General features: G+C 72.8%; 11 protein-coding genes. 7 read left to right on the forward strand and 4 right to left on the reverse strand.

The window, feature by feature from the left end; genetic code table 11:
* The first annotated feature begins 154 nt into the window (after positions 1 to 154).
* The 3 genes from AB0G15_RS28030 to AB0G15_RS28040 are packed head-to-tail and all read left to right on the forward strand — an operon-like array spanning position 155 to position 1,763.
* Positions 155 to 586 carry a hypothetical protein gene (locus tag AB0G15_RS28030; protein WP_362845477.1) on the forward strand — a complete coding sequence of 144 codons (432 nt, stop codon included), beginning with the start codon at positions 155 to 157 and terminating at the stop codon, positions 584 to 586.
* Positions 587 to 609: 23 nt separating this feature from the next.
* Positions 610 to 813, forward strand: a complete 204-nt coding sequence (locus AB0G15_RS28035; protein ID WP_281048031.1) for a helix-turn-helix transcriptional regulator — start codon at positions 610 to 612, stop codon at positions 811 to 813.
* Positions 810 to 1,763 carry an NAD(P)-dependent alcohol dehydrogenase gene (locus tag AB0G15_RS28040; RefSeq protein WP_362845479.1) on the forward strand — a complete coding sequence of 318 codons (954 nt, stop codon included), beginning with the start codon at positions 810 to 812 and terminating at the stop codon, positions 1,761 to 1,763. Before AB0G15_RS28035 ends, AB0G15_RS28040 begins: the two co-directional genes overlap by 4 nt.
* A 225-nt stretch (positions 1,764 to 1,988) precedes the next feature.
* On the opposite strand, the gene AB0G15_RS28045 is transcribed toward AB0G15_RS28040, so the two are convergent.
* Positions 1,989 to 5,276 carry a BTAD domain-containing putative transcriptional regulator gene (locus AB0G15_RS28045; protein ID WP_362845481.1) on the reverse strand — a complete coding sequence of 1,096 codons (3,288 nt, stop codon included), beginning with the start codon at positions 5,274 to 5,276 and terminating at the stop codon, positions 1,989 to 1,991.
* A gap of 168 nt (positions 5,277 to 5,444) precedes the next feature.
* Here AB0G15_RS28045 and AB0G15_RS28050 point away from each other — a divergent pair, with 168 nt between their 5' ends.
* Positions 5,445 to 5,927 (forward strand): hypothetical protein, encoded by a 483-nt coding sequence (locus tag AB0G15_RS28050; protein WP_362845483.1) that lies wholly within the window; start codon positions 5,445 to 5,447, stop codon positions 5,925 to 5,927.
* Between the two features lie 182 nt (positions 5,928 to 6,109).
* Here AB0G15_RS28050 and AB0G15_RS28055 read toward each other — a convergent pair whose 3' ends face one another.
* Positions 6,110 to 7,231: an epoxide hydrolase family protein gene (locus tag AB0G15_RS28055; protein WP_362845485.1), complete on the reverse strand. Its 1,122-nt coding sequence runs from the start codon at positions 7,229 to 7,231 to the stop codon at positions 6,110 to 6,112.
* Between the two features lie 243 nt (positions 7,232 to 7,474).
* On the opposite strand from AB0G15_RS28055, the gene AB0G15_RS28060 reads away from it, so the two are divergent.
* Positions 7,475 to 8,440 carry a WYL domain-containing protein gene (locus AB0G15_RS28060; RefSeq protein ID WP_362845487.1) on the forward strand — a complete coding sequence of 322 codons (966 nt, stop codon included), beginning with the start codon at positions 7,475 to 7,477 and terminating at the stop codon, positions 8,438 to 8,440.
* A 332-nt stretch (positions 8,441 to 8,772) separates the two neighbouring features.
* On the opposite strand, the gene AB0G15_RS28065 is transcribed toward AB0G15_RS28060, so the two are convergent.
* Positions 8,773 to 10,635, reverse strand: a complete 1,863-nt coding sequence (locus AB0G15_RS28065) for a serine hydrolase domain-containing protein (protein ID WP_362845489.1) — start codon at positions 10,633 to 10,635, stop codon at positions 8,773 to 8,775.
* A gap of 167 nt (positions 10,636 to 10,802) precedes the next feature.
* Here AB0G15_RS28065 and AB0G15_RS28070 point away from each other — a divergent pair, with 167 nt between their 5' ends.
* Positions 10,803 to 11,954: a histidine kinase gene (locus AB0G15_RS28070; RefSeq protein WP_362845491.1), complete on the forward strand. Its 1,152-nt coding sequence runs from the start codon at positions 10,803 to 10,805 to the stop codon at positions 11,952 to 11,954.
* Positions 11,929 to 12,582, forward strand: coding sequence for a response regulator transcription factor (locus AB0G15_RS28075; RefSeq protein ID WP_362845493.1), 654 nt, complete (start codon positions 11,929 to 11,931; stop codon positions 12,580 to 12,582). Before AB0G15_RS28070 ends, AB0G15_RS28075 begins: the two co-directional genes overlap by 26 nt.
* Before the next feature lie 101 nt (positions 12,583 to 12,683).
* Here AB0G15_RS28075 and AB0G15_RS28080 read toward each other — a convergent pair whose 3' ends face one another.
* Positions 12,684 to 13,373 carry a hypothetical protein gene (locus AB0G15_RS28080; RefSeq protein WP_362845495.1) on the reverse strand — a complete coding sequence of 230 codons (690 nt, stop codon included), beginning with the start codon at positions 13,371 to 13,373 and terminating at the stop codon, positions 12,684 to 12,686.

Consider the following 13,373-nt stretch of genomic DNA (forward strand, 5'->3'; position numbering starts at 1 on the left):
GCGTGGAACGCCGCCGCCGTTCGAGTCGCCGCCGCGGGGCCGGATGACGGTGCCGAGGCTGAGCCCGGGCCCGATCGTGTAAATAAACTTTGACATGGTGTCTGGGGCGCTTTACATTGATTGATGTCAGCTTTGTTTTACATGAGGGGCGGGCATGGCCTTCGAGGAAAAACGCGCCTGGGTGATGATCGTGGTCTCCGCCGGTGCGTACGCGATCTACCTGGCGATCGTCCTGGGCCGGGCCGGCGACGGTCCGCTCGCCGACGTCGCCTACGCGGGAACCCTGCTGTGGACCATCGGTGGCGCCATCGTCGCCGCGATCGTGGCCCACATCGCGATGGCCGTCGCGGGCGGCCACGGCGCCGACCGCACCGACGAGCGCGACCGTGAGATCAACCAGGTCAGTGAGCGCATCGGGCAGTCGATCGTCGTCATCGGCGCGCTCGCCGCACTGGTCATGGCCATCGCCGAGCTGCGCCACTTCTGGATCGCCAACGCCGTCTACCTGGCGTTCGTGCTGTCCTCGGTGCTCAGCTCGTTCGCCAAGATCATGGCGTACCGCAAGGGCGGCTTCCAGACGTGGTGAAGCCGACGCGGGTCACCAACGCGATCCGGGCGCTGCGGTTCGCGCACGACGAGATGACCCAGGCCGAGCTGGCCGACCGGGTCGGCGTCACCCGCCAGACCATCATCGCGATCGAACAGGGTCGCTATTCCCCCTCGCTGGAGATGGCGTTCCGCATCGCCCGGGTGTTCCGGGTCGGACTCGACGACGTCTTCCAGTACCCCGACACCGAAGGAGACCCCTCATGAGAGCGATCGTCCAGGACGAGTACGGCCCGCCGCACACGCTGAGTCTCGGCGAGGTCCCGACCCCGGCGCCCGGCGCCGGCGATGTGCTGATCCGGGTGCACGCGGCCGGCGTCGACTACGGCGTGTGGCACGTCATGACCGGGCTGCCGCTCGTCGGCCGCCTCGGCTTCGGCCTGCGCCGGCCCCGCAACCGCGTGCCGGGCATGGACGTGGCCGGCGTCGTGGAGTCCGTCGGCGCCGACGTGACCGCGTTTCGCCCCGGCGACGAGGTGTACGGCCAGGCGACCGGCGCGTACGCGCAGTTCGCGCTCGCCCGCCCCGGCAAGCTCGCCCGCAAGCCCGCCAACCTGAGCTTCACCGAAGCGGCGGCCGTACCCGTGTCAGGGGTGACCGCGTTACGGGCCGTCGGCCAGGTCACCACCGGCGAGAAGGTAATGGTCATCGGCGCCGGCGGCGGAGTGGGCAGCTTCGCGACGCAGCTCGCGGTCGCCGGCGGCGCCCACGTCACCGCCGTGTGCAGCACGGCCAAGGCCGGCCTCGTCCGGTCGCTGGGCGCCCAGGCCGTCATCGACTACACGCGCGAGCCGCTCACCGGGACCTACGATCTGATCATCGACATCGCGGGCATCCGGCCGCTGCCCCTGCTGCGCGGGCTGCTCACCGAGCGCGGCCGGCTCGCCATCGTCGGCGGCGAGGGCGGCGGCCGGTGGTTCGGCGGGATCGGCCGGCTGCTGGCCGCCCGGCTGATCACCCCGTTCACGCGCCAGCGCCTGGACGCGCAGATCGCGCTGACCCGTACCGCCGACCTGGACGCGCTGCGCGACCTCATCGAGGCCGGGGCCGTGCGACCGGCCGTCGGGCGCACGTACCCCCTGGCGGAGGCCCCCACCGCGGTGGGTGACCTGGCGGCGGGCAACGCGCCGGGAAAGCTCGTCATCACGATTGACTGACCCCGGGGCGCCGGGATCGATGAGCCACGGGATCGACGCCTTTTCGGGCCCATGACATGTTTCTCGCCGGCACCCCGGCTTCGTCCGGGAGCCGTACGCCGGCGTCGGACCGGGCCCGGGCCGACGCCGGCGAGGACGAGCTCGGCTCGGCGCGGGCGCCGGCTCCCGGCGGCGTGAAGGCGACGGCCGCGTGCGCACCATCCGTCCTCGAAGACGGTACAACCTTCATCCAAGGGCGCGGGCCAGGGACTCGGCTCTGCGGTGGTCGTACGGTGCGGCCAGGCGTTCGGCGGTCGCCATCGCCTGCTCGGCCGCCCGCCTGGCCCGCCTTCGCCCGCCCAGGGAGGTCAGGACCAGCGCGAGGGCCCAGCCGATCCGGGCGGCGGCGCCGGGGTTGCGGGCGGCGTACCGGGAGAGGTGCCCGAGCAGGAGGGAGGCCACGGCCCGGTCCTGCCCCGCGTCCCCGAGCAGCTCGGCGAGGCCCGTCCAGCACTCCAGCATGCCGGGCTGCACCGTCGGCAGCCGCTCGGCCAGCGTCAGCGCCTCGGCCAGCGCCGCGGGCGCCCGCGCCGGGTCCAGGCGGGCCGCGATGGTGAGCAGGCGCAGCTCCTGGATCGTGCGGCTCGCCGGGCTGTCGCGCAGGCCGATCTCCTTCGCGTGCGTGCGCCGCCGCTCGTGCGAGGCGCGGGCGCCCGCCAGCAGCTCCCGGATCCGCTCCACCGGCACCCCGTCCAGGCGCAACAGCGCTTCCGCCCGCCCGGTCAGGCACCAGTGGCGGCCGATGTCGTCCCCGCCCACCCGCGCGACCGCCAGCTCCTCCGTCTCCGCGTACCCGGCGGCCGCCGCGGCGAACTCGCCCTGCCACAGCGCGGTCTCGGCGAGCATGCCGGCGCAGTTCTCGGCCACCCGCGGGTCGATCGTCCGCGACCGTCCCTCCGCGAACGACCGCCTGGCGTCCTCGAAACGGCCCGCGTGGAGCAGGTCGATCCCGCGGGCCAGCCGGGCCCGGTGCACGGCCTCGTCCGGGTGTCCGGCGCCGGAGAGTTCCCGGTCGGCGAGGCCGCCGTAGCGGGTGGCGATCCGGTGGAGACCGGCCAGGCGGGCGATGGTGGCGAAGTTCGCGTAGGACTCGGCGCGCAGGCCTGGCTCGGTGCCGCGGTCGGCGGCGTTGAGCTGGCGCAGCGAGGTCACCAGCATCACGGGGAGGTCCTGCCGGTGGTAGGCGAGCCGGGCGAGCAGGGTCAGCGCCCGCGCGGCCTCGGCCTCGTCCGTACGGGGCGCGGGCAGGAGGCGGCGGGCGGCCGCGACCGGCAGGAGGCGGTGGGCGGCCTGGCGGACGGCGGCGGTCAGGAGAGCGGTCGCGAGACCGGCGGGAGTGGTGGGGAGCGGCTCGCCGAGCGTGTCGAGGGCGGCGCGGGCCAGGCGGGTGGCGGCGCGTTCCCTGGCGAGCTGGTGGGAGCCCACCGCGGCCATCCGGAGCAGGCGGGCCCGCAGGAGCGGGTCCTGCGGAGGGCGGTCGAGGTGCTCGCGGACGATCGCCACCGACTCCTCGTACAGGCGCAGCCGCAGGCACAACGTCCAGTAGTGGTCCAGGAAGCGCGGCTGCCCGGACACCCGCCAGGCCAGGCGGATGTTGTCCATCTCGGCGCCGAGCACGCGGACGACCTCGGCGTCCGAGCCGTTCTGGAGCGCGGTGGCGTGCCGGTCGAGGAGACGGGCGTAGTGGCGGGCGTGCCGTTCGCGTACCCCCGGGTCCTTCGAACGGGCGGCGGCGAGCTGCTGGATGACAGGGTGGAGGGTGTAGCGGCCGGACGGGGTGAGCCGCAGCATGCTGTGGTCGACCAGGTGGACCAGCACCTCAGGGCCGGTTCCGGTGACCTCCAGGGCCGCGCGCAGGGTGGCGCCGCCGCCGAACACCGACAACGCCGCCAGCGCCTCCCGCCTCGCCGGGTCGAGCAGCCGCCAGGACGTCTCGAAGACCGTACGCATGCTCGCGTGCCTGGACCGTGCGGCGGGCCCGGCCGTGGAGAGCAGCCCCGTGTCCACGCCGAGGCGTTCGGCCAGATCGGCGCACGGCACGGCACGCAGCAGGCCGGCCGCCAGCTCGATCGCCAACGGCAGCCCGCCGGTCGCGGCGCAGATCGCGGCCACCAGCGGGGCCTCGCGCTCGGGGTCGAACCCCGGCCGGGCCCTGAGCGCCCGCGCGGCGAACAGCGCCTCGGCGGCCGGCCCGGCGAGCCCCTCCACCGGGACGATCACCTGCCCGGGCACGTCCAGCCGCCGCCGGCTGGTCGCCAGCACCCGCAGGCCCGGCGCCACCCGCAGGATCTCCGCGATCACCCCGTCGAAGGACGGCAGATGTTCGAGATTGTCGAGCACCAGCAGCGCCGAGCGACCGGCGAGGGCGGCGAGCAGCAGCTCGGCGGCGGGCCGCGGCGGCGAGAGGTCCACGCCGAGCCGGCGCGCGAGCGTCGTCACAGCCGCCTCCGCCCGCACCCCGACAAAAGACACGAAAGCGACATCCGCGAAAGAGGGGGAGGGGGACGCGGCGTCGTGCTCACCGGGCTTCGCGGAGGAGGGGGAGGCGGTGTCGTACTTCCCGGTCCCCCTGGAGGGCTTCCCGGTCCCCGTGAAGGAGAGGGACGCGGCGTCCCGGTCCCCGGCCTCCGCCGCGGCGATGGCCAGGCGGGTCTTGCCGATGCCGCCCGGGCCCGACAGGGTGATCAGGCGTTCCCGGGACAGCAGGGCACGCAGGCGGCGAACGTCGGACTCGCGGCCGACCAGCTCCGACCCGGGGACCGGCAGGGCGGCCCGGCGGGCGGTCGCGGGCCGGGGCGTGAGGTCCCGGCGGAGCGCGCGGGTCTCGGGTGCGGGATCGACGCCCAGCTCGCGCGCCAGCCGCAGGCGCAGCTCCTCGTAGCAGGCCAGGGCCGCGGCCCGGTTCCCGGTCCCGGCCAGGGAGGCGATCAGCACCCGGTGGGCCTCCTCGTCGTACGGGTCCAGCTCCGTCACGATCCTGGCCAGCCGTACGACGTGTTCGGAGGCGGCGGGCCCGGCGCGTACGAGCAGCTCGCGCAGCACCAGCCGGGCCCGCCGCCGCTCGCACTCCAGCCACCCGGCGAACGCGGGCGCGTCCCCGAAGGAGAGACCGTCGAGGAACTCCCCGCGCCACAACCGGAGCGCCCCCGCCACCGTCGGGTCCCGGGTGAGCTGCCGGTAGTCCACGAAGCAGCCGTCGTCGGCGCGGAAGGCGACGTGGCCGCGGGTGATGTCGAGCCAGCCGCCCACGTCCTTGCGCAGCTCCGACAGCGCCAGCCGCAGGCTGCCCCTGGCGTTGGCGTCGGGGCGCTCGCCCCACAAAAGCCCCGCGAGCTCGGCCCGCGAGCGCGCCCCCGGCGTGGTGGCGAGGTAGCACAGGAGCGCCCGGGTCTTGGCGGAACGGATCCGCACGGGCCGTCCCCCGACAGCCAGCTCGGGCGTGCCGAGCAGCAGCAGGCTGAAGGAGTCTCCCATACGAGGACAGTAGGCGCGGGCCTTTCGCCCGGCTGTGTCAGAAGGCGCGGAGACCGTGTGCTCTATGCCGTTGACCTGTGGTCTAACGATGTGCTCACGCCGCGTCCGCGACTCTGATGCCGCGTTTCGCGACGGTCGCGAAACGGCAGCGTCTCCAGGAGGAGCAGCATGCATTCTCGTAAGGTGATCGCCGCACTCGCCCTGGCCGGAGGTCTGGTGGCGCCGGTGGCGCTGGCCGCGACCCCGGCGGCCGCCATGGCCGGCTCGTGCCGCGTGGAACTGTACGACATCGACGCCGGCAACGTGGCCGACCGGGACGGCCGGGACGAGGTCCGGTTCCTGGTCGGCGGGAACCTGTTCCCCAGGCTCAACGCCAACTACTTCGGCATGAACGCCGGTGGCGACGGGGATCCCGGCGACTTCGAGGACCCGACCTCGATCATCCTGAACACCCAGGACGTGGTCTTCGGCCTGCGCGAGACCGACGGCCCGGCCTGGGGACAGGGCGACTCGCTCGGCACGGTGACCGCTTCCGGCAGCACGTGCGCCGGGCTCGCCCCGGGCGCCAGCACGATCATCGCGGAGACCCTCACCGGGACCGAGCAGACGGCGTACTCGTACGTGGTCCGCCTTGAGATGACCGCTCTGTAACCGCCCTCGGAGCCGGAGCCGCGCTGCCGCCGCGGGGCAGCGCGGCAGGAGCGTCGGCGGCGAGGATCGGTCAGCCGAACCGCAGGACGAACCGCCCGCGAACGCCGCGCCGCCCGAGCGAGCGATGCGCGCCGGCGGCTCGGGAGGCGGGCAGCGGCGCGAGGGGCCTGGTCGCCGGGTGTTCAGCGGACGGTACGGAAGAAGGCGCGCACCTCGTCCACGAACAAGTCGGGGACCTCAAGCGCGGCGAAGTGCCCGCCGCGGTCGTATTCGGTCCAGCGGGTGATGTTGTTGAACGGTTCGGCGAAGGGACGGATCGCGATGTCCTCGGCGAAACCGGCCACACCGGTGGGCACCTGGGAAGGCGTGGGCCAGTTGCCGGTGTGCACGGACTCGTAGTACATCTGGGCCGAGGACGTGCCGGTGTTGGTCAGCCAGTAGATCATCGCGTGGGTGATGACGTGGTCGGCTCCGATCGAGCCCGCGGGGTGGGCCCAGTCGTGGAACTTCTCGCCGATCCAGGCGAGCTGGCCGACCGGGGAGTCGGCCAGGCCGAAGCCGAGCGTGTGCGGGCGGGTGGCCTGGATCTGGAAGTAGCCGTTGCCGTCGGAGAGGAATCGGTTCATCCGGTCGAGCCTGGCCTGCTCGGCGTCGGTGAGCACCGTGTCCGCGGGCACGTCGCCGAGCGGGATGAACCCGACGGTGGCCGCGTTGACGTGCACGCCGGCGACGTGTTCGGGGTCCACCCGTCCGAGGTCGGGCGCGATGATCGCGCCGAAGTCGCCGCCTTGTGCCCCGTACCTGTCGTAGCCGAGCCGGGACATCAGCTCGGCGTAGGCGGTGGCGATGCGGCGCGAGTCCCAGCCCGCCGCGGCCGGCCCGGTGAACCCGAAGTTCGGGTGCGAGGGGATCACGAGGTGGAAGGCGTCGGCCGGGTCGTCGGGGTCGGTCAGCGGGTCGATCACGTCCAGGAATTCCGCGATCGACCCGGGCCAGCCGTGCGAGACGATCAGCGGGAACGCCTGCGGGTGGGGTGAGCGGACGTGCAGGAAGTGCAGGTCCAGCCCGTCGATCCGGGTGGTGAACTGCGGGTGCCGGTTGAGCCGCTTCTCCGTCGCGCGCCAGTCGTATGTCGTGGTCCAGTACTCGGTCAGCTCCTTCAGGTGATCCAGCGGCACACCCCGGCTCCAGCCGACGTCCGGAATCTGGCCGGGCCAGCGCACGGAGGACAGGCGCCGCTGCAGGTCGTCCAGCTCGGATTGCGGGATGTGGATCTGGAACGGCTTGACGTCGCTGTTCAACACACGACTCCTCCATGTCGGCACGAGGCGCTCGGCCGCGTGCGTGGGGTGGTGCCCTGGCTGGGCGTGTTCACGTCGCAGGGCCCGGTCACGGGACCGCCCGAAGACCCACGAGCCGGTATCGCGGGCGAAGGATCCGCCGGCACCGCGCCGTCCGGCGTCCGCTCCGGTCAGCGGCGGCCACTGAGACAAGCATGCCAGCCAAGGAGGTCAGTTACTGTCCTCATTGCGATGCACAATGGCGGCATGCTCGAAACGTCCGCCCGGTTGCTCCGGTTGTTGTCGTTGTTGCAACAGCGCCGGGACTGGACCGGTCCGCAGCTGGCCGAGCGGCTGGGGGTGACGGTGCGCACCGTGCGCCGTGACGTCGATCGGCTGCGCGAGCTCGGCTATCCGGTGCACGCCACGATCGGGAACATCGGCGGGTACCGGCTGGGCGCCGGGGCCGCCATGCCGCCGCTGCTGCTCGACGACGAGGAGGCCGTCGCGGTCGCGGTGGGGTTGCGCACCGCGGTCAACGCCGCGGTGGCCGGGATCGAGGAGACGTCGGTGCGTGTTCTGGCGAAACTGGAACAGATCCTGCCTCCCCGGCTGCGATACCGGGTCTCGACGCTGGACGCGGCCATCGTGGCCCAGCACCGGCCGGGCGCGGTCGTCTCGGCCGAGGCGCTGGCCACGATCGCCGCGGCCTGCCGCGACCATCGGCGGCTGCGCATGGACTACCGCGGCCATGACGGCACCGAGAGCACCCGCACGGTCGAGCCGCACAAGCTCGTCCACGCCGGGCGCCGCTGGTACCTGGTGGCCTACGACCTCGGCCGGGCGGACTGGCGGACCTTCCGGGTCGACCGGCTGCGGCCCCGGACCCCGGCCGGCGCCCGGTTCAGCCCCCGCGAGCCGCCCGCCGACGACATCGGCGAGTACGCGTCCTGGGCCGTGGGCGTCGGCCGGTATCGCCACCGGGCGCGGTTCACCATGTACGCCCCGGCGGCACGGGTGGCCGAACGGGTATCGGCCGAAACAGGGGTGATCGAAGCGGTCGACGAGCGCAGCTGCACTCTGTGGGTCGGCTCGAACTCCCTCGACGGGCTCGCCCTGCACGTGACCCTGCTCGGCTTCGACTTCACCGTCCACGAACCGGCCGAGCTCGTCGAGCGCTTCGGAACGCTGCACGCGCGCATCGGCCACGCGCTCGGCCCACCTGCCGGATGAGCGATCCCCACGCCCGCCCCCGCACCCGCACGGCTGTCCTGCCGCCGCGCCGCCGAACTCTTCGAGGCCACCACCGCACAGCCGGCCGGCGACGGCCAGGTTGACGCCGAGGGCGATCAACGCGGTTCCGGTGAGCCCGTCCACGGTCTCGCGTACGACCGGCTTGGCGAACAGCCGGCGCAGTGCCCCCACGATGTTGGCCACCGGGAGGAACCACAGGACGGTCCCCGCCACCGCGATAGGTGGACGGGCTGGTGTGGTGGTGGTCGGGTGTGAACGCCGTGGTGGCGGGGTGAGATCGTGGAGGTGGATCGTCTGTCGGCGGGCGGCAATCAGCCGAACCGCCAGCCGAGCAGGTTCCAGTGCAGGCAGAACCAGACGAGGGCCAGCATTCCGGCCAGCAGGGTCACCTGGTGACCGCGGGCCAGGATGCCGACGGGCCCGTGTCTCCAGCCGATCACGGTGGTCGCGATCGCGGCGACGGTGAGGGCAAGGAACAGCGGGGGAAGCAGCAGCAGGGCCCGGAGGGTCGCCGGCGCGCCGTACAGGATGCTCGTGTCGCCGGTCAGAGTCAGCGCGAACATGACGACGAACGCCAGCCCGACGGCGCCGGCCAGGCCGGCGAGGAGGCGGCCGGCGCGCCAGGCGCGAGGCGTTCGAGCGGGGCGTCTCCGCAGTCGCCGGAGCGCGGCGGCCGACGGCAGGCCGAGTACGGCCGTCAGGGCGGTGACGACGAACACCAGGACGACGATGAGGTTGGCCGGAGGGGTGTCCCACCAGGGGAGGAGTTCGTAGGCGGGCCCGTCGGTGGCCGCGTACGTGACGCCGGCGCCGTTCGTGACGAACGCCAGCCGCTGGGAACCGCCGTCCTGCTGGTAGAGCCCTGGCGCCAGGGGGCTCCACGTCATGCCCTTGAAGGCGAGTTTCCCGCCGTCCTCGACCCGCAGCCGGGAGGAGCCGGTGAGGGTGAGCACCTTCTCGATGGTCGACTCGACGGTGCGGGCCGGCTTGTAGAAGCCCGCCACGGGCGTGGCCGCCTTGCCGGGCGGGGCGGAGGGCGCGGCGCGCTCGCCGGGGAGGAAACGATTGAAGAAGGCGGGTATGAGCTCGGTGACGGTATCGATGCCGCCCATGCCGTTGGTGGAGACGAACAGGCCGATGTCGGCGCCGGGCACCAGCAGGAGCGCGCTCTGGAAGCCTTCCCAGCTGCCGTCGTGCATGATCACGCGATGCCCGTTGACGGTCTGCTCCTTGAACCCGTGGGCGTACCCGTCGATGCGGGGGTCGGCGGCGAAGGACCGCTGGTGCATGAGGCGGGCGGTGGGCTCGTCGAGGATGGGCCCGTTCTCCAGGTGGGCGATCATGAAGCGGGCCATGTCGTCCGCGGTGGCGCTGATCGATCCGTCGGGCGGGAGGTTGTCGAAGACGAAGGGCTTGCGCTGGTACATCCCGTCTTCGTAGTCATAGCTGCGTGCCTGGCCCGCGGCCAGGCGGGCGGGGACCGGCTCGGAGGCCGTGCTGTGCCGCATGCCGAGCGGGTCCAGGATGTGGTCCTGTACGTACTGGTCGTAGGGCTGCCCGCTCACCTGCGACACGATGTGCCCGGCCAGCGCCGCGCCATAGTTCGAATAGGACGACACCTCTCCGGGCGGGCGTATCCGCGCCGGCATGCGCTCTGCGAGATACGTGCCCAGAGGCGGCACGTCGGCCTTGCGCCGCGCGCCCACGCCGAGGGTGCGGTCCTCGAACCCTGCGGTGTGGTCCATCAGCTGCGCCAGCGTGACCGGCTGGGGGTACGTCGCGGGGACGCGGAATGTGGTGAGGTAGCGGTTCACGTCCGCGTGCAGGTCGAGCCTGCCCCGCTGCACCTGTTGCAGCACCGCGGTCCAGGTGAACAGTTTGGTGATCGAGGCGATCCGCACCAACGAGGTGCCCGGGTCGAACGGCGTCCCGTTCTCGCGGTCGGCCAGGCCGTACCCCTTGCTGAAGAGGGTTTTCCCGGCGCCCACCACCGAGACCACCGCGCCCGGCACGTGGTTGGCCTCCAGCCCTCTCGGCATGGCGGCGTCGAAGAAGTCCGCCAGCTGACGGGTGTCCGGAACGCGCGTCGAGGCCGCCGCCGTGGCAGGCGGCCAGACGGCCACCAGCGACAGCGCGGCGATGAGCAGCAGGCGGGGAAGGGCGACTGGCCACACGGCGTGACTCCTGACGTTGTCGGGAGCATCAACGGTGCCGCCGGCGAGGGCGCGGCTGCATCGCCATCACAGCCATGGTCGCATCACACTAAAGTCGGAGATTTTCGGACGGAAGGCATCGACGTTCGTAGGAGGTGACGCGCCGCCGTCCTGGCTACGCTGGGCCGATGGTGACGTACCGGAACGCGCTGCGGCGGGTCGTCACACTCGGCCCGCGCGCGATCAGCGCGGCCTCCGTGGCGTTCTGCCTGTTCCTGGCCATTCTGGCGGTCAGGGTGCCGTGGGCGCCGCTGCCGCGCGTGGTCATCGCGGCCGCCGGGCTGCTCGCCACGGGTGCCGTGTGGTTCCGCGATCGGTGGCCGACCGCGGTCACCGCCATCGGGGCGGGTGCGTACGCGCTGTCGGGCAACCCCGGGCCGCTGCTGATCGGCCTGTTCTCCGGTGCGGGGGCGCGGCTGGGCCCGCGGTTCGCGGCGCTGGCGGCGATCGGCGTGGCGGGATTCCTGGCACAGCAGTGGGTCGACGACGGCAGGTTCAGCACGGACGCGCTCCTCTCCGCGATGGCCGCCACCGCCGCCGTGCTGGTGGCCGGCGGGTACACCGCCACCCGCCGCGAACTCACCAGATCACTGCGGGAACGCGCGGAGCGCGCCGAGACCGAACAACACCTGCGCGACGAACAGGCGAAGGCCGCCGAGCGCGGCCGGATCGCACGGGAGATGCACGACGTGCTCGCGCACAAGGTCACCCTCATCTCGCTGCACGCCGGCGGGCTGGAGGTCAACCCCGGCGTGGAACCGGCACGGATCGAGCGGGAGGCGGCGCTGATCCGGGTCACCGCGCAGGAGGCCCTCGAAGAGCTACGGAAGATCGTGGGCGTATTGCGGGCCGGACATGACGACGGGTTTCCCGACCTGCGGCGATTGGTGGAGTCCTGGACGTCGGCCGGCAACGCCGTCACGCTGCACGGCGACCTCGGCACGTTGCCGGTGGCGACCGCCCGGGCCGCCTATCGGCTCGTACAGGAAGGGCTGACCAACGCGCACAAGCACGCCGCCGGAGCACCCGTCACCGTCTCCGTGACCGGGAGCCCGCAGGACGGCGTCACGATCACGGTCGTCAACGGGCGATCGCTCCGGCCCGCCGCGCGTCCTTCCGGCGCCCGGGCCGGTCTCGTGGGCCTGGCGGAACGTTTCCGGCTGATCGGCGGAACGGTACGCGGCGCGCCCGGCGATGCGGGAGGCTGGCGTCTCGAGGGCCGGTTGCCGTGGGACGCATCCGCGAGGGACACACATGATCAGGACGCTGCTGGTGGATGACGAATCGCTGATCCGCGCCGGACTGCGGTTCATCCTCGAATCCGCGCCCGACGTGGAGGTCGTGGGGGAGGCCGCGGACGGGGACGAGGCGGTCGACGCCGTGCACCGCCTGCGGCCGGACGTCATCCTGATGGACATCAAGATGCCGCGGACCGACGGCCTCGCCGCCACCGAGGCCATCCGCCGGCTCGCCGGTGCGCCCGCGGTCGTGATCCTCACCACGTTCGACAGCGACGAGCACGTCTTCACCGCCCTGGAGGCCGGGGCCTGCGGATTCCTCCTCAAGGACACCTCGCCGCACGATCTGATCCGTGCCGTACGCCTCGCGCGCAGCGGTGACGCGATGCTGTCCCCGCGGGTGACCCGGCGGTTGATCCACCGGGTCACCACCGACGTGCCCGTCCGGCGTCGCCGTGACGCCCTCGCCCGGCTGGAAACCCTCACCGGCCGCGAGCGGGAGGTGCTCATCGAGGTGGGGCTCGGCCGCTCCAACACCGAGATCGCGGCCAGCCTGCACATGAGCGAGGCAACCGTCAAAAGCCACGTATCCCACCTGTTCGACAAGCTCGCCGTCACCAACCGGGTACAGGTGGCCATCGCCGCCTACCGCGCCGGCCTGGTGGACTGAGCACTTCCGTCGTCGCGTCCGCCGTGATTCTTCTCCTCGGGCCTGATGCGGGCCTGCCTCCGGAACAGGGCCCGACATGGTCGCGCCGCCTGGACGGTGCCTCAGCGCCGCCACAGGAGGATCGCGGCCTCGATCGCCGAGCGGTGGTAGGGCGGCAGGTCATCGCCGCTCCAGTAGACCTCGACCTGGGGATCGCTCTCGCCCATCTGTGCCGCCTCCTTCTGCCCCTCCAGCGCCAGTTCCCAGGCGGGCACGCCCGGATCCACCTCGACCAGATAGACCCGCCGCCTCTCCCCGGAACCGTCGCGCCAGGCGCGCCGCACCGCGACGACGCCCGCGTTCTCGCTCAGCGCGTCCACCACAAGATGGTCGGTGAGGTCGAACAGGTCGTCCTCCAGGTCGGCGACCTCGCCGGGGACGCCGTCCGTCAGGTCGAGCCCGGCGGGCACGCGCGCCGGCCGGGCCGAGTCGGGAGAGAAGATGTGGCCGGTCGCGGGGGTGGTGGTGGTGAGCGTGATCTCGTCGGCCGCCGTCGGCTCGCCCTCCAGGCCGAGCGCCACGAACACCTCGCGCAGAACCCCGACCTCCTGAGCCGTCAGCCCGACCCCGGCCTCCGCCGCGGCGATCGTCACCGTGTCGGGCAGGTAGGCCAGGTCGCCCTCGGCCAGCATGGTGCGGGCCCGAGTGATCAGCTCGTCCGGAAGCTGGCCTGCCAGGCGCAGCAACAGGCGGTGCACACCCCCGTAGAGCCGCCATGCCCTGTCGTCCAGCTCAGCCCATCCGGCGCTCAC

This window comes from Streptosporangium sp. NPDC023825 (assembly GCF_040639575.1).
Classification (GTDB): domain Bacteria; phylum Actinomycetota; class Actinomycetes; order Streptosporangiales; family Streptosporangiaceae; genus Streptosporangium.

What these genes read in the sequence shown, in the direction of transcription:
- AB0G15_RS28050 (WP_362845483.1), top strand. Translation starts at nt 5,445, where the DNA reads ATGCATTCTCGTAAGGTGATCGCCGCACTCGCCCTGGCCGGAGGTCTG.
- AB0G15_RS28075 (WP_362845493.1), top strand. Translation starts at nt 11,929, where the DNA reads ATGATCAGGACGCTGCTGGTGGATGACGAATCGCTGATCCGCGCCGGA.
- AB0G15_RS28060 (WP_362845487.1), top strand. Translation starts at nt 7,475, where the DNA reads ATGCTCGAAACGTCCGCCCGGTTGCTCCGGTTGTTGTCGTTGTTGCAA.
- AB0G15_RS28030 (WP_362845477.1), top strand. Translation starts at nt 155, where the DNA reads ATGGCCTTCGAGGAAAAACGCGCCTGGGTGATGATCGTGGTCTCCGCC.
- AB0G15_RS28070 (WP_362845491.1), top strand. Translation starts at nt 10,803, where the DNA reads ATGGTGACGTACCGGAACGCGCTGCGGCGGGTCGTCACACTCGGCCCG.
- AB0G15_RS28040 (WP_362845479.1), top strand. Translation starts at nt 810, where the DNA reads ATGAGAGCGATCGTCCAGGACGAGTACGGCCCGCCGCACACGCTGAGT.
- AB0G15_RS28045 (WP_362845481.1), bottom strand. Translation starts at nt 5,276, where the DNA reads ATGGGAGACTCCTTCAGCCTGCTGCTGCTCGGCACGCCCGAGCTGGCT.